Raw genomic sequence first — 15,065 nt, 5'->3', positions numbered from 1 at the left:
ATTGTGGCGCAAAAGAAGTCGCGGGTTTCGCCCCTGGAGTTTCGAGAGACGGCCGCCTGTGAGGTGGTGGAGAAGTCGCGGCCGGTGGCCGATGTTGCCCGTGATTGCGGGGTGACCGACCAGGCGGTGCGGAATTGCGTGAAGAAGTATGGCGAGACTCGGGTGGCCGGCTCGGATCTCACGCCGAGTGAGCGGGATCGGTTGCGGGAGTTGGAGAAAGAGAACCGTAAACTCCGGGAACAGCTCGAGTTTGTGGGAAAGCCAGCTTGGATTCAACGAGTCAAGGCAACACATTCGGCGGGGGTGCGGTAGCCGAGAAATTTGCGTCGGCGTTCGTCGGCGCGATCCTGCGCGTCGAGAGCCCGATAGGCGTCACGACCACCGTTGCGTGTGATCTCTCGACTGATCGTCGACGGCTGCCGTCCAGCTCGATCGCGATGGCCCGCAACGACATTCCAGCGCTGAGCCCGCGTGAAATCGACTCTCGCTCCACCGCGTCGAGATGTCCGGCCCGCGCCCGGTGCGGCGCCGGGGCGATCCCGCCGATCGTCATCCGCTACGAATCTGGCGAACCCTCGACGGCGCTGATGAAGGCGTTCGGCCTCAGCAGGGGCAGTGTGCTGAAAGTGCTGCGCGAAACTGGGGTGACGATGCCTTAACCGAAATGCGATAGTTCCTACGTTTTGTCGGATTGTCGTGCCGTGATGAACCGAACCGCGTGAGTCGGGAACACCGTCTGCTCCGCGAACTGTGCGCCATATCGCTGCGCCACATCATCGGCGCGCTCGACCGTCACGGTCCACCCGTGCTCGCTCAACCAGGTATCGACGGGAAAGTCCTCCTCGTCCGGCCACAGCTGGGTGATATCGAAACCCATTCGCTCAGCCATGCGGGTCCACCGCTCCTGGAATTCCGGATCGCGGCGCACCCTCGCCAGATCGTCGATGTGCTCCAATTCGAAGCTGCTGCCCGCGACAGCGAGTTCGTCGACCGTCGACAGCAGCCGTTCCTTGGCCGCGTTCGGCAGGAAGGGCAACAGCCCCTCGGCCAGCCAGGCCGAAGGCCGAGACGGATCAAAACCGGCCTGTCGCAACGGCTGTGTCCATTCCTCCCGCAAATCCACCGCGACCGCCCGCCGTCGTGTCCGGGAACGCGCACCCCGCTCGAGCAGGACGCGGTCCTTGAACGCCAGCACCTTCGGCGCATCCAGCTCATAGACCGTGGTCTGCTCCGGCCAGTCCAGTCGGAATGCGCGGGTATCCAACCCCGCGGCGAGCAGAACCATCTGGGACACCCCAGCTCTCGACACCGCGGTGAAGTAGTCGTCGAAGTACCGCGACCGCACTCCCATATAAGAGGCCATCGGCGCCCAGGGAATATCAAGATCGTGCTCGGCCGCGTCCAACCGAGTCGGCACATGAATCGGCGGGGCGGCCGCTTGTACGAACGCTTCCGCATAGGGGTCCGACACCAACCCGCCATCGCGGTGCGTCTCCATCGCCCGGCCCGCCGCGACTACGAGCGCGGTGAGCCCCACGCCGGTGACAATGTCCCATTCGGCCGACGTTGCTCCCGCAGACTCGTTCCCGGTTGTCATGACCACCCAAGATACCCGCCCGGCGAGCCGGGCAGCAACTTTTCAGCAACACAAATGGCAGGTTGGGCCTCACGTCCCACAACGCGAACACCCTGACCGCATCAGGGATGGAGATATTGATCGAGCCGGTCGGTCGACGGGCGACTGCGGGGACGCCAGTCGCCGCTTCAATCAGCCCGGCCATCCATGAGAGCCAGGCCGCTGGGCTGGTCAATGGCGGTCGGTGATGCCGATAGGCGCGCTCCGGGGGGGCTTTGTAACCGCTTCGCGGTCGGCCCTGACGCTGTGGGCTGACACACTGCCACGGTGGCTCATGAAGTTCGGCGGGGCGTGCCCTGGCCGTATCCGAACAACCAGTTCCCGCAAAACCTCGGGATGGTTGTGCAACGAACCGTCATAGAGGGGACCGAGCCGGCCCGCGTGGCTATCCACTGGGCCGACGGTGACTGGACGGTGGCCGATGACGTGAACGACCCGAACGGAAACGCGATGGTCGTCTGTGTCGAGCACTTGGTCACTGCCGACGACACTTTCGCCGCGCTTGCGGCGATGCCACCTGAGACCCAGGCGTTTCGGCAAGATCTCGCGAAGCCATGAACGTTCCAACCGCACTGGTACCAGTAGGTGTTGGCGCCGGAATTCGTCCGCTCAGCCGGGGACGATCAAGATCGAGAACTCGATCGGCAACCTGCAGGTGTGGCAGGCCACTGCCGGTGAACTCGATCGTCATCTCGAGCGTCTCGTCGCTCAGGGTCTGCGTCGTAAGGCCAAGCAGCACAAGATTATTCTGCGAGCGATGATGCAGATCGCGGTCCGTCATGCCGCGCTCGACACTAATCCTGTCGATGGTGTGAGCGCGTTCACCCGCCGTAGCACCCCTGCTCGTGGCAAGGTCCAGGACCAGGATGCTTTGTCGGGCTTCAGGTCTCAGGTGCGTGCGTGCGTGGGCGGCCGGGGACGTGGTTCCCGGCACCCCGGCATATACGTCCGGCCCGCCGCGCGACTGGTCGGTGGTGTGGGTGACCGACCTGATCTGCGGCACGGGGATGCGCCCGCACAAAGTCTTCGCCGTGCGTGTGGAGGATATCGATCTCGATGCTGCGATCCCCTTCCGCGATGTGACGGGGACGCTGGTCGAGGTGAAGGGATCCGGCGCGGGTGGGTGGGTGCGCAAGCCGTTTCCGAAGTCGGTGAACGGGTGGCGGCGGATGCTGTTGCCGGAGCATGCCGTGCAGGCGTGCCGGGAGGCGCGCAAGGACCTGGAGGTGACCGGCGGGCCGAGGTCCGTCGAATCTACAGCGCCCTCCGGATGTCCGTGCCGCAGAGCACCATTGACATATGAGTGTCTACGACAACGTCAACGCGGCCGCCATCGACAGAGCCCGGGCCGCTGGATGGCCTGAGCTCAGTCGATGGCGGCCGTGCTGCGCGAGACCAGCGCCGGCGAATGGATCGACGGCCAGGGAATGCCTTGGGCGGCATGGGCGTACCGCCATCTCACCGACGAGGAGCGCGCCACACTCGGCGCGCCTCAGCCGGGAAGCCGGCAATGAGCGACTTACGCCAGGAACTCGACGACGCTATCGCCAAGCTGGAGCGTCAGCGCATACCCGTCGACCGGGAAGCACTGAAGCTGATAAACGAACACCTCGCTGCACTTGCCCTCCGCCTGAAAGATATTCGCGATACGCGTGATCGCTACGAACTGGGCAAACTTCATTCGCACGCCAACGTGCTCTGGAAGGCCGCCTGGCACGGTGCTCTATTCCCGACCGCGCTGAGTACCCCGGAGCGATCGTCCGAACCGCCCAGCCCGCAGATTCGTAACCAACCCGAGCTACTTGATCGCCCCGAACCGTCACCAGCCACCTAGGGCCACTCGTAGTGCACGTCGGTCAGTCGCTCGCTCATCCGCCACAGGGCGCCGGCCTGGAGGCGGCTGTAGGCCAAGGGGTTTCGCAAAGCCCTGCGAGGGTAGCCGAAGGCTTCGAAAGCCGGGCCTACGTATGAGTTTCCGCGTAGACCCGGGGTGGTCGCAGCGTAGAGCTGGGGCAGCGCGCCCATGCGGTCGGATTGAGCCAGGGAGAAGATCATTCGCTGCTGGGCCGCGGCCAGTCTCGCGCCTACACCTTTCTCGCCGTCGGAGTCGTAGAGATGGGTCGAGGAGAGACCGGGGTGGGCGGCCACGGCGGTCAGGCGAGTGCCGGCGGCGCGGGCACGGCGGTGGAGTTCCGCCGTGAAGAGGAGGTTCGCGAGTTTGGATTGGCTGTAGGCGAGCCAGCGGAGATGGAGAACTCGCCAATTGGGGTCGGACCAGTTGATGAAACCGCCCCAGGCCGCCACCGAGGAGATCGTGACCACGCGGGGGGCTTCGGCGCGGAGGAGGGCGGGGAGCAGGAGACCGGTGAGGGCGTAGTGACCCAGATGGTTGGTGCCGAACTGGGCGTCGAAACCGTCCGCGGTGCGGATGCTCCTGGGCAGAGCCATGACTCCGGCGTTGTTGATGAGCAGATCGATGCCCGCCCCGCGCATGTCGAGGTGGTCCGCCGCGCGGCGCACCGAGGACAGGTCCGCCAGATCCAGCGGCAGCACTTCGGGTTTCGGGCCAGTGGCCGCCGCGAACACCGACTCCAGGGCGGCAGCGGCCTTGAGTTCGTTGCGGCACGCCATGATCACGTGCGCACCCTTGGCGGCCAGGGCCTCGGCGGTGCGCAGGCCCAGGCCGCTGTTGGCGCCGGTGACCACGGCGGTCCGGCCCTGCTGGTCGGGGATATCGGCCGTGGTCCAGCGGCGCGGAAGGAAGGGGGGCGTTGCGGTATCGGTCGGGGCCGATTGCACCTCGGTCATCCGGTCACACTCCTGTTCAGATTGCCGTCTGAGACAATTTAATCGATCGAACCAGCCAGGGACGATCGACAGAGAAGATCGCTCATGGCGAGCTATGAATCCGGCTACAACACAATTGCCGAAGGTCGGACTGCCAGTTTCGGCCCGCCCCGAGTCGGCCGAGTATTTGTCGGCGCGTTTGCGGGTTTCCCGGATCACCCCTTCGCAGAGGTCGTGGTCACTGTGGCGGGCGCGCGTAGGTCCTTGGGCTGCCAGCCGGGCGGGGCGAAGATGTAGCCGAGCTTGTTGCGCCACCCGCGAGCACCACGTACATCGCGGATGATGTTGCCGTACTCGTGGTACTGCAGTTTCAGGACGTTGTGGGTGCCGACTGGTTTGGTCAGCCCGTAGCTCGGGCGGTGCAATTCCTCTTGATAGGTGCCGAATAGGCGATCCCAGATGATCAGGATGCCGCCGTAGTTCTTGTCCAGGTATTCCGGGTCGCGGCCGTGGTGCACGCGATGATGCGAGGGAGTGTTGAGCAAGTATTCGATCGGGCGTGGCAGCCTGCCGATTATCTCTGTGTGGGTGAAGAACTGGTAGACGAGATTGAATATGAAGGCGAAGTAGATCGTCCACGGCGCGAATCCCAGGAGCGGCAGCGGCGTCCAGACGACGGCTTCGAACCACGGGTTCCACTTCAGGCGCAGGGCGTTGCCGACGTTGAGGTACTCACTCGAGTGGTGGACCTGATGGCCCGCCCACCCGAGACGCACACGGTGGGTGAACCGGTGGTCCCAGTAATAGGCGAAGTCGACGGTCACCATCAGCAGCAGCCAACTCCACCAGGTGTTGGCCGGAATGTGCCACAGCGCCACACACTCCCACAGGAACACGAACAACGCCAGGGTGGCGAGCTTCAAGATCGCCATCGCAACCAGCCCCCCGAAACCGATAATGAAACTGATGCCGGAGTCACGGGCGAGGTAGCCAGTGACCTGCTCGTCGTGATCGCGCAGTAGCCACACCTCGATCACTATCGACAACGCGAAAACGGGCAGCGCGTAGAGCACCGGCTCGCGCCACAGCTCCGCCAGCATCTCCATCTCCTCGGATCGGCTAGCTGGCAAAGTATCAGTTACAGCACTGTTGGTGACCTACGACACGCAGTCCGCACTGGAGTGTTCCTGGTGTCGTGGATAATCAGACGCGCCAGGTCAGCTGAATTCGCCCGTTGCGCGAGATACCGGGTGGTGGCCGGCACTGCGGCTTGCTCGATGAGTGCGTCCAGGAGCCCATGGCCGTCCAGAGCGCGATGCCCGTAGTCGAAGCCGCAGTGAGCAAGAGCTTCCACTTTCGGAGTGTGCGGCCGATTCTCGTCGACCGCAGATCTCATGGGTGAATACCGCAGATAGGGGACTGATCCATAACCAGCTCCTCAGCGGTGCGGACCCTTGCGCACCGCTGCGATCCGTCGCCGTGCGACGGCTGCGGCCATGCCTGGCGCGAGGCGTTGGGACACGACCGCCAGTCGAGTCAGTCGGCCGGGCATGATCCGGTGGCGGCCTGCGGCGATGCCGCGTATGACTTCCGAGGCGATCTGCTCGACCGACAGCTTCGGGCAGCTGCACCCGCGTCTTCGGTTGAATGTGTAGGGCTGTCGTTTGGGTTAGCAGTGTCCGGATACGAACGTTCGCGAGACACTCTGCGGCGCAGGATGTTCCCGCAGGTCGCTTTTGTAAAGCTTGCCGTGTACGCGCCAATGTCAACCTGTCTGGGGTTCGCAATACACTGCGCGCCATCCGCATCGGCTACGGACGGGTCTCCACTCGCGATGGGCATCCCGAAGCCCAGCACGACGCGCTCACCGCCGCCGGGTGCGAACAGATCTTCATCGACAAGGCCTCGGGCAAGCTCGCCTCCCGCCCCGAGTTGAGCAAAGCGTTGCTGGTGGCCAACCGACCCGAGGACCAACTCGTGGTCACCAAACTCGACCGGCTCGGCCGGTCCCTCGAGCACCTCATCGAACTGTCCAAAACCCTCCAAGACCGGAACGTGAACCTGGTGGTGCTGGATCAGGGCATCGACACCTCCACCGCGGTGGGGCGCATGTTCTTCCAAATCCTGGGCTCCATCGCCGAATCCGAGCATGCCCTCATGTCTGAGTGCACTCGCGACGGCCTGGCCGCTGCGCGCGCTCGTGGGCGTACCGGTGGGCAGAAGCCCAAACTCGGGCCGCGGCAGGTGGCATTGGCGCGGCAGATGTACGACGAACTCGACGACCACGGCAAGCGCCGCTACACCGTGGAGCAGATCGCCGCCGAATTCGGTGTCACCCGCCCCACCATTTACCGCCATATGTCCGCAGCCACAGCGAAAATGGAGGCGTGAGCACGGTCGAACTGACCGGATTGACCGACGCGGACCGCCGAGAAGCGATGCACCGCTTCGAAGTACTGCGACCCCATCTTCACGACGACGTACCGCTCACGCGCGCCGCGACCGAAGCGGGTGTGCCGCTGCGCACCGCGCAACGATGGCTGCACCGCTACCGAACCGCCGGCATGACCGGACTGGCGCCAGCCCGACGCCGATCCGGAGACCGGCGCACCCACCCGGACCTGGTGGCATTGATCGAGGGTATGGCGCTACGCCGCCCGCGCCCGTCGCTGGCGGCGATCACCCGCCGCGCCACCCGCATCGCCGCCGATCAGGGCTGGGTTCCGGTGTCCTACAACACTGTTCGCTCGATCGTCACCGCACTCGACCCGGCCCTGCTCACCCTCGCGCACGAGGGAGCGGTCGCGTTCCGCGATACCTACGAGCTGGTCTACCGACGCCGCGCCGAGTGCCCGAACACGATGTGGCAGGTCGATCACACCCAACTCGACATCTTGGTCCTGGACGCCGATACCGCGCGCCGGCCATGGCTGACCGTGGTGCTCGATGACTGCTCACGTGTGGTGCCCGGCTACACCGTCACCCTGGGCGCGCCCTCAGCGCTGAACACCTCATTGGCTCTGCGACAAGCGATCTGGACCAAATCCGACATGGCCGATGTGCGGGCTGCCCGAGATACTGTACGTCGACCATGGCAGCGATTTCACCAGCGAACACCTCGCCCACGTGGCGGCGGATCTGAAGTTCCAGATCGTGCACTCCACCGTGGCGCGGCCTCAAGGGCGCGGGAAGATCGAGCGGTTCTTCGGCACCATCAACACCGAACTGCTCACCGAACTGCCCGGCCATCTCATGGCAGGTAAGCCGGTCACCGCGCCGACACTGTCGCTGCGCGAGCTCGATGAGCAGATCGGCCGATTCCTCACCGCCACCTATCACCAGCGCGTGCACTCGGAAATCGGTTGCACCCCGCAACAAGCCTGGATCGCGGACGGCTGGCTCTCGCGCATGCCCGAAAGTCTCGAACACCTCGACCTGCTCCTGGTCCAAGTCGCCACACCGCGGATGGTGCACCGCGACGGCATCCACTTCCAGGGCCTGCGATTCCTGCACCCCACCCTGGCCGCGTACGTGCGCGAATCGGTCACCATCCGCTACGACCCGCGCGACATCACCGAGATCCGGGTCTTCCACCACAACCGGTTCCTGTGCAAGGCCATCAGCCCCGACCACACCGGGGACACCATCGGGCTCAAGGACATACAAGCCGCCCGCCGTGCCTACCGTCAGCGGGTCCGAGCGCAGGTCAATGAACGCATCACCGTGGTGAGCGACTACCTACCCGCACCATCGCGCTCACCCACGCCGCCGCGGACGGCGAAACCACCACCGGCACCACCTCTTCGCGCTTACCTCGAGGAGTGAACATGCCGCAGCTACGGAACTGGCCGTTCATCGCCACGAAGGAACACCGGCGCTTCGTCGAGTTCGCCGACACCGTCAAACGCGACCGGACCATCGGAATCTGCTACGGCGCAGCAGGACTCGGCAAGACCCTCTCCGCATCTCGCTACGCGCGATGGGACAAGGCCGAATCCCTGCTCACGGGCTGGGTCCCCGCGAGGAGTCGGACAAAGAGATCTACGCCGCGCTGGCGCGCTCGCGCACCGTGTTCTACACGCCGACCGTCGCGGCCGCCCCGCGTGAACTGCGCGAGGACCTCAAACGCCTGCACAGCCGGGTCAATATCTGTATCGACCAGCACGTGGACACACGCCCTGGCCCGTGTCCGATGCCCGACTACGTCGAACTGGTCGTCATCGATGAATCCGAACGCCTCTCGGCCACCGGGATCGAGCACCTGCGGGACCGATACGACCGCGGCGAGCACGGACTGCTGTTCATCGGGATGCCCGGCATCGAGAAGACCTTCTCCCGCTATCCGCAGCTCTACAGCCGGGTCGGATTCGCCCACCACTACCGGCCTTTGACCGGCGAGGAGCTGACCTTCGTGCTGACCCGGCACTGGCACAAACTCGGTCTGGAGCTGGACCCCGGCGACTTCACCGACGCCCAGGCCGTGGCCGCGGTCGCCCGCATCACCGGCGGCAATTTCCGTCTCCTGCAACGACTCTTCGCCCAGATCCACCGGATCATGAAGATCAACGAACTCCACACCATCACCGCCGACGTCGTCGAAACCGCCCGCAGCACCCTCGTCATCGGCGCCACCTGACAGCGCGAAAACACCGCCATCTATTGCTGCGAGTCACAGGGTTCCGCAGTGACCGTCCCATTCACACCCCGCGTCGCAGTAGTGCACGACTCCGGAACCGGCCTGAGCAGCAATCGGACCATCGCGGCAGCCGCCGACGTTTCGCACGCGGGCTAGAAGTTGTTGGTCAGCTCCTTGTAGCGCAGGAACTCCACGAAGGAAGACCCCGGCCGGATGATCGGACGTGAGAATGCGACGGGATAACCCCAACTGGATCTCCGCCACGCTCCACGACGGGGTAGTGGTGCAATTGCGCGGGATCCGGCGGTTACGCCACTACCGCAGAGGCCGACGCCGGAAGACCCTTCCCGCGAACGACTCTCGCCCCGGTAGCCGTCACGGAGTGACGGTATTGAATTATCGGTCAACGTGCACGTTCCCGATAGCTCGGTTGTCGAGGTTCGTGGGGATACGCTGTGTATTAACGAGGATCTGGCGGGTGTTGCTCGGTGCCGGGACGCCGGTGGATGGTGGGCTGCTGATGAGCGAGGATGATCGGTTCCAGACAGTTCGTGACGTATTCGAGCCGGTCACGGACGAGTTGGCCGCAGCCGGGTTCGAGGATGCCGAGGAGGTCGGGCGGGGCGGTTTCGGTGTGGTCTATCGCTGCACACAGACCGAGCTGGATCGGACGGTGGCGGTGAAGATCCTGACCGCTGAGCTGGACGCAGAGAACCGGGCGCGGTTCTTACGGGAGCAGCAAGCGATGGGCCGGCTGACCGGGCATCCGAACATCGTCACGATGCTGCAGGCGGGTACCACCGCGAGCGGACGACCCTATCTGGTGATGCCGTATTACCCGGTCGGCTCTCTGGAGGCACGGATCCGCGGGCAGGGTCCATTGCCGGTTGAGACCGTGTTGTGGATCGGGGTGAAGATCGCCGGGGCGCTGGAGAGCGCGCATCGCCTCGGCATCGTGCATCGGGATGTGAAGCCGGGCAATGTGCTGCTGACCGATTACGGCGAGCCCGCGCTGACGGATTTCGGTATCGCGCGGATCGCCGGGGGGTTCGAGACGACCGCGGGCACTCTGGCCGGGTCGCCGGCGTTCACGGCCCCGGAGGTGCTCGAGGGTCAGGATCCTACGCCGGCTGCGGATGTCTACGGGCTGGGTGCCACTCTGTTCTGTGCGCTGACCGGGCATGCGGCGTTCGAACGTCGCAGCGGAGAGAGCGTGGTGACCCAGTTCCTGCGGATCACCGCCCAGCCGGTGCCGGACCTGCGCGAGCACGGCATCGCCGGCGACGTCTCCGCGGTGATCGCGGCGGGGATGAGCCGCGATCCCCTTCAACGGCCGTCGGCAGCCGCGCTGGGGGAGGCGATCCAGCGGGCGAAGCGCCACCACGGGTTCACCGTCGACGAGATGGCGTTGCGCCCCGAGCCTGCCCCAGAGCGCCGGGACCACAAGCCCGCCACGCTGGGGTGGTGCCCGCCTGGGCCGCCGATTTCCCAGGGTGCGGGTACGTTGCCGCTGGAGTTGACCAGTTTCGTCGGCCGCCGCTCTGAGCTGGCGGAGGTGAGGAATCTGCTGTCGGCGGCCCGGCTGGTGGCGTTGACCGGGATCGGTGGTGTCGGTAAGACGCGGCTGGCGTTGCGGGCGGTCGCGACCACGCGCCGGGAGTTCGCCGACGGGGTGTGGTTGGTCGAGTTGGCCGATGTCCACGACCCGTCCCTGCTGGTCAACGCGGTGGCGGCCGCCCTGGGGTTGCGCGATGATCCGGCGCGGCCGTTGCCCGAGGTGTTGGTCGAGTTCCTGTCCACGCGGAAGTCGCTGCTGGTGTTGGACAACTGCGAGCAGCTGGTGGCGGCGGTGGCGGAACTGGTCGAGACATGGTTGCGGAGCTGTCCGGACCTGCGGATCCTGGTCACCAGCCGCGAACCGCTGGATATCGCCGGGGAGGCGGTGGTGCGTGTGTCGCCGCTGACGGTACCGGACCCGGATCGGGAGCCGTCGGCGCAGGAACTGCGACGCTACGATGCGGTGACCTTGTTCGCCGATCGGGCGACCGCGGTGGTGCCGGGTCTGGAACTGTCTGACGACAACAAGGCAGCCGTGGCTCGGATCTGCGCCCGGTTGGACGGATTGCCGCTGGCGATCGAGCTGGCCGCAGCGCGGATGCGCACCATGTCGCCCGAGCAGATCCTGCACCGCCTCGACGATCGATATGCACTGCTGACCCGCGCCAGCCGCACCGCGCCCACCCGGCAGCAGACCCTGCGATGGTGCGTCGACTGGAGCTACGAATTGTGCACCCCGGTGGAGCAGCGGCTGTGGGCCCGGCTGTCGATATTCGCCGGAGGCTACGAACTCGATGCCGCTGAACAGGTCTGCGGCGCAGATCTTGCTCCTGAGAATCCGGTCGATGTGCTGTCCTCGCTGGTGGATAAGTCGATCGTGATCCGCGAGGAGTCGGATGGTGTGGTGCGGTTCCGGATGCTGGAGACGGTCCGCGACTACGGCCGAGAGAAGCTGCGCGAGTCTGGTGAGGATCAGCAGTTACGGCGCCGGCACCGCGACTGGTGCCACCAATTGGCGCTGGCCGCGGAGGCCGGGTGGATCAGCGACCGGCAGCCCTACTGGAACGCCAGGCTCGAACGCGAACAATCCAACCTGCGCGACGCGCTCGAATACAGCCTGGCCGAAAACACCGAGCAGGCAGCCGAAGCCGGACTACAGACCGCCGCCGCACTCTCCGTGTTCTGGGCTTTCCGAGGTCTGTACAGCGAAGGTCGTCGCTGGATCGACCGGCTCCTCGACCACCCTGCCAGGCAATCCGCACACGACCGTGTTAAAGCGCTTTACGTCGGCTGCGTTATAGCGGTGTTGCAGGGCGACGTGCCGGCGGCTGCCGCCTTCGCCGAGGAAGGACGCGTGCTCGCCGAACAGGTTCCCACCCCGATAGACCAGGCACTGATCGCCTACGCCGACGGCTGCGTGGCGCTCCATCGCGGGGAGCTTGCTCTGGCGGTCTCCTCGTTGGAACGCGCTGTCGGGATGCTCAGTTCGAATCGGCAAGGATTTCCTTATGCTGGGGCTTTGGCAGTGCTCGGTGCGGTGCACGCACTGGCCGGTAATTCAAAAGCGGCGATCGAGTGTTACCAGCAGTTGATTTCCATCACCGAAGAGGTCGGTGAATCGCTCTTCCGATCGAGCGCGTTGTGGGGCCTGGGTGTTGCCGCCTGGCAGCAAGGGGAATGGTCCCGGGCAACCGAATTGGTCGAGGACGCACTGCGAGTCAACCGGCGAATGCGCAGTCCGATCCTCGCCGCGATGGGCCTCGAGACGTTGTCCTGGGTTGTCGGCGCCAACGGTGACGCCGAGCGTGCAGCCGTCCTGATGGGAGCCGTAGAAGAACTGGAGCGGTCCATGGGTAACCCTGAGCCCATCTTGCCGATGGTGGACAATCACGACGAATGTGTCCGGACAACACGATCCGCTCTCGGCGCCCGCAGATTCGATGTGGCATTCCGCAAAGGCAGAGCGATGGGGATGGACGATGCCGTAGCTTATGCACTCGGCGAGAAACCTGCCGACACGGTGCCCACATCGGGTCCGGCCGCGGCTCTCACCAAGCGTGAGAACCAGGTCGCGAACCTCATCGCGCAAGGCCTCACCAACAAACAGATCGCCGCCAAACTCGTGATCTCCCAACGCACCGCCCAAGGCCACGTCGAGCACATCCTCACCAAACTCGAATTCACCTCCCGCGCACAAATCGCGGCCTGGATCGCAGAAGACGCCGAACGACAGATTCATTGACCGTGCCGACCGGAAACGGGATCCGGCCCCCGGGGGTAGCTCGAGGCCGTCTATCGTCTCATCGATCGCCGAGACCACTGTCCGATCCGGAAAGAGTTGCGTGTAGTCCGCCGAGGGTGCGTGTGCAACTGAAGGCTGAGCCTGGACACGACAGCGTGCGCTCGCTGGCCACTACGAGCAATGCCGCAGGTCTGGCGAGCGGATATCGTCACAAGATCAAGGCCGTGCGAGGAGAAGACGGCCCTCAGCCGGAGCAATGCTCGACGCGGTCCGTACCGCAGCCGACACCACATAGTCGTTCGACGAATGGAGGGCTGCCGCTGACCTGACAACACGAAGAAAGCCGGGCACCGATACCCGGCCATTCCTTCGTTCGACGGTTGCCGCCGTCGTCTTACACGCAGACCGAACCCAGGGGGGTTCAAGCATGTTGATTGCACCCCTGCCGACGCGAGGTGTCAAGACCCGCGCGCACTGGCACGCACGCCACCGCCGACGCCGATCTCGCGCGTCGAACGGACCCCACCGGTCCACCATCGCTGCATTGGTGGAATGTGCGCCGGTAAGTCGCGGCGACCCGTTGTTCACGCCATGCGACCGTCCGGCACTCGCAGGCATTCTCGGATTATGCGCGGCACACGCACCCCTTCCCAGATAGACCCACCCCTATCAATCCGGAAAGAGGTGCGAGTGACCTGATTGCGGGGATGATCTACGCGCACCTATTACCGGATCGGACAGCTGTCGAGGACGGCCCGAGCCATCCGGCGGAATCCCATTGGCACCTTCGGTTGGCATAGTGTCGTTGGTCTAGTTGCAATGCCGGGTAGTTAGGGCGGGGGGTCGGTTGTCAAGTTGGTTGGCTCGAGGATTGTGACGGTGATGGCGGCTGGGTAGTTGGTGCGGGCGCGCAGCACCCGCCCGCCCAGGATGCTGGATTTCAGTTCCAGGTAGGAGGTTTCGATTTCCCAGCGCTGGTGATAGAGCTCGACGATCTCGGTGGCCGGGAACCGTCGGTGATCAGTGAGGGTGGTCGGCAGGCGGTAACGGCCGACGTGGTGTTTGCGGTGGTGTTTCCCGGTGCCGGTGACGGTGATCTCAGCGGCGATGACACGCAGCCTCACCCCGTCGAGAACGGTCAGGTAAGAGCCGTCCGGGCAACGCCCGATCCGGGCGAGCGTGCGGTTGTCCTTGCAGCGGATGAGTAGGTCCGCGTCGGTGGCCGCGATCGCGCCGATCAGGGAGGCGACGGCGAAGTTGCGGTCGGCCAGCACCAACATGCCCGGTCGCAGGCAGCGCACAAGCGTTGGCGCGTAGCTGGTTTCGCCGATCCCGGCCGGACCGAACACGGCGTCCAGAAGGGTGCGGGTGCCGCAGGCCACGACGGTGAGCAGTCGTAGCAGCGGATATCCGGTGCCACCGTGGTGACCGGCCTGACGGGCGAAACGGGTCAGGTTCGCTGCGCTGTCGGGCACCGCCATCGGGGTGCCGTCGAGGGCGCAGACCAGCAGGCCCCGCCACCGTGGTGTCGAGGCGTCGGGGCCGGCCACCAGCTCGAACAACGCCCGCAACGGTTTCACCCCGACCCGCCGCCGTGCCTGGGTCAGCGCCGAAACACTCGGCTGCGCCACCGTATCCAGGCCGGCGGTCAACCGCGCCCACACCTGCCCATAGCCGAGTTCGGCGAACAATCCGCCCGCGAGCAGCAGATACACCACGACCCGCGACGGCAGATCCCGGACTCGTCGTTGCACGCTCAGTGTCGCCGCGAGTACCTCATCGACCATCTCGAACGGCACGATCTGGGTCAACTCGCCCAGATGGCCGGGAGCGAACGCGCCCGCCGCTACCGCGGCGGCGCGAGGAATGACAGACTGAGCAGACAGCGGAACTCCAGCGGTGGTGACGGGTGTCTTGGTAGGACAACCCATCAATACCCGGAGTTCCGCGGTTCTGTATCACCGGTACAGACTGCCGGACAACATGATTCGTCACCTGAGTCACCAGCACACCAGCCGATCACACAGCCACTCACCCACAGACTTGACGACCCGAGCCACCCACTAACTTCCCGGCATTGGCGCTAGTGGGTCGATTCCAAAGTTGTTGGGCGGTATGGGTTTCTGGTTGAATGTGGGCCGTGCGAGCTGCCCCTCTGGTGTTGCGTGATGGCGATCGGGAGATCTTGGCGGGCTGGATCCGGTCGA

The 15,065-nt window shown here is 65.1% G+C and carries 15 protein-coding genes and 1 pseudogene; 11 read left to right on the top strand and 5 right to left on the bottom strand.

Translation table 11 applies throughout. From position 1 onward, the window contains the following. The first annotated feature begins 3 nt into the window (after positions 1–3). Entirely contained in the window at positions 4–312 is a 309-nt protein-coding gene (locus GFY24_RS43985; protein WP_194853208.1) for a transposase, read from the top strand. After that, positions 267–659 (top strand): hypothetical protein, encoded by a 393-nt coding sequence (locus tag GFY24_RS43980; RefSeq protein WP_194853207.1) that lies wholly within the window; start codon positions 267–269, stop codon positions 657–659. Before GFY24_RS43985 ends, GFY24_RS43980 begins: the two co-directional genes overlap by 46 nt. 17 nt (positions 660–676) lie before the next feature. Here GFY24_RS43980 and GFY24_RS39700 read toward each other — a convergent pair whose 3' ends face one another. Continuing rightward, on the bottom strand, positions 677–1,597 hold the full coding sequence (locus GFY24_RS39700) for an SAM-dependent methyltransferase (protein WP_153810277.1): 921 nt from the start codon (positions 1,595–1,597) through the stop codon (positions 677–679). Between the two features lie 306 nt (positions 1,598–1,903). On the opposite strand from GFY24_RS39700, the gene GFY24_RS39695 reads away from it, so the two are divergent. The 4 genes from GFY24_RS39695 to GFY24_RS39680 all read left to right on the top strand — a co-directional run bounded on the left by GFY24_RS39695 (position 1,904) and on the right by GFY24_RS39680 (position 3,470). Next, positions 1,904–2,194 carry a hypothetical protein gene (locus GFY24_RS39695; RefSeq protein ID WP_153810276.1) on the top strand — a complete coding sequence of 97 codons (291 nt, stop codon included), beginning with the start codon at positions 1,904–1,906 and terminating at the stop codon, positions 2,192–2,194. 338 nt (positions 2,195–2,532) lie between these two features. Continuing rightward, positions 2,533–3,000, top strand: a complete 468-nt coding sequence (locus GFY24_RS39690; protein ID WP_153810275.1) for a hypothetical protein — start codon at positions 2,533–2,535, stop codon at positions 2,998–3,000. A 9-nt stretch (positions 3,001–3,009) separates the two neighbouring features. Beyond that, complete coding sequence (locus tag GFY24_RS39685) at positions 3,010–3,150, top strand: hypothetical protein (RefSeq protein ID WP_153810274.1); 141 nt, start codon at positions 3,010–3,012, stop codon at positions 3,148–3,150. Next, on the top strand, positions 3,147–3,470 hold the full coding sequence (locus tag GFY24_RS39680; RefSeq protein ID WP_153810273.1) for a hypothetical protein: 324 nt from the start codon (positions 3,147–3,149) through the stop codon (positions 3,468–3,470). The genes GFY24_RS39685 and GFY24_RS39680 overlap by 4 nt, the downstream gene beginning before the upstream one ends. Here the strand turns inward: GFY24_RS39680 and GFY24_RS39675 are convergent. Then, positions 3,467–4,444, bottom strand: coding sequence for an oxidoreductase (locus tag GFY24_RS39675; protein WP_153810272.1), 978 nt, complete (start codon positions 4,442–4,444; stop codon positions 3,467–3,469). The two genes, GFY24_RS39680 and GFY24_RS39675, sit on opposite strands and share 4 nt — an antisense overlap. 194 nt (positions 4,445–4,638) lie before the next feature. Beyond that, complete coding sequence (locus GFY24_RS39670; RefSeq protein WP_228567121.1) at positions 4,639–5,529, bottom strand: sterol desaturase family protein; 891 nt, start codon at positions 5,527–5,529, stop codon at positions 4,639–4,641. A gap of 541 nt (positions 5,530–6,070) precedes the next feature. Here GFY24_RS39670 and GFY24_RS39665 point away from each other — a divergent pair. Together GFY24_RS39665 and GFY24_RS42755 are read left to right on the top strand one after the other, a co-directional pair. Further along, entirely contained in the window at positions 6,071–6,814 is a 744-nt protein-coding gene (locus GFY24_RS39665) for a recombinase family protein (RefSeq protein WP_153810270.1), read from the top strand. A gap of 47 nt (positions 6,815–6,861) precedes the next feature. Then, positions 6,862–7,116: pseudogene (locus GFY24_RS42755) on the top strand (helix-turn-helix domain-containing protein); the annotation flags it as partial. On the opposite strand, the gene GFY24_RS42750 reads toward GFY24_RS42755, so the two are convergent. After that, on the bottom strand, positions 7,072–7,308 hold the full coding sequence (locus tag GFY24_RS42750) for a hypothetical protein (RefSeq protein WP_228567125.1): 237 nt from the start codon (positions 7,306–7,308) through the stop codon (positions 7,072–7,074). The pseudogene GFY24_RS42755 and the gene GFY24_RS42750 overlap by 45 nt on opposite strands. A gap of 172 nt (positions 7,309–7,480) precedes the next feature. Between GFY24_RS42750 and GFY24_RS42745 the strand changes: the two genes are divergently transcribed. From GFY24_RS42745 to GFY24_RS39650, 3 genes are all read left to right on the top strand, one after another. Then, a complete protein-coding gene (locus GFY24_RS42745; protein ID WP_228567120.1) occupies positions 7,481–8,248 on the top strand; it encodes a Mu transposase C-terminal domain-containing protein in 768 nt (255 codons plus the stop codon). Between the two features lie 154 nt (positions 8,249–8,402). Further along, entirely contained in the window at positions 8,403–9,059 is a 657-nt protein-coding gene (locus GFY24_RS39655; RefSeq protein WP_228567119.1) for an AAA family ATPase, read from the top strand. 478 nt (positions 9,060–9,537) lie between these two features. Next, on the top strand, positions 9,538–12,858 hold the full coding sequence (locus GFY24_RS39650; protein ID WP_309231897.1) for a protein kinase: 3,321 nt from the start codon (positions 9,538–9,540) through the stop codon (positions 12,856–12,858). An 830-nt stretch (positions 12,859–13,688) separates the two neighbouring features. On the opposite strand, the gene GFY24_RS39645 is transcribed toward GFY24_RS39650, so the two are convergent. Next, a complete protein-coding gene (locus GFY24_RS39645; RefSeq protein ID WP_153810269.1) occupies positions 13,689–14,789 on the bottom strand; it encodes an IS4 family transposase in 1,101 nt (366 codons plus the stop codon). Between the last annotated feature and the right edge of the window lie 276 nt (positions 14,790–15,065).

Origin of the sequence: Nocardia sp. SYP-A9097, assembly GCF_009649815.1 — a bacterium.
Lineage (GTDB): Bacteria > Actinomycetota > Actinomycetes > Mycobacteriales > Mycobacteriaceae > Nocardia.
Note: the sequence above shows the minus strand (reverse complement) of the source record. Positions and strands in the feature narration are given on the sequence as shown.

Coding starts and splice junctions, on each gene's coding strand:
- GFY24_RS39700 (WP_153810277.1), bottom strand. CDS start 1,597: ATGACAACCGGGAACGAGTCTGCGGGAGCAACGTCGGCCGAATGGGAC.
- GFY24_RS39685 (WP_153810274.1), top strand. CDS start 3,010: ATGGCGGCCGTGCTGCGCGAGACCAGCGCCGGCGAATGGATCGACGGC.
- GFY24_RS39680 (WP_153810273.1), top strand. CDS start 3,147: ATGAGCGACTTACGCCAGGAACTCGACGACGCTATCGCCAAGCTGGAG.
- GFY24_RS39675 (WP_153810272.1), bottom strand. CDS start 4,444: ATGACCGAGGTGCAATCGGCCCCGACCGATACCGCAACGCCCCCCTTC.
- GFY24_RS39670 (WP_228567121.1), bottom strand. CDS start 5,529: ATGGAGATGCTGGCGGAGCTGTGGCGCGAGCCGGTGCTCTACGCGCTG.
- GFY24_RS39665 (WP_153810270.1), top strand. CDS start 6,071: ATGTGTAGGGCTGTCGTTTGGGTTAGCAGTGTCCGGATACGAACGTTC.
- GFY24_RS42745 (WP_228567120.1), top strand. CDS start 7,481: ATGTGCGGGCTGCCCGAGATACTGTACGTCGACCATGGCAGCGATTTC.
- GFY24_RS39655 (WP_228567119.1), top strand. CDS start 8,403: ATGGGACAAGGCCGAATCCCTGCTCACGGGCTGGGTCCCCGCGAGGAG.
- GFY24_RS39645 (WP_153810269.1), bottom strand. CDS start 14,789: ATGGGTTGTCCTACCAAGACACCCGTCACCACCGCTGGAGTTCCGCTG.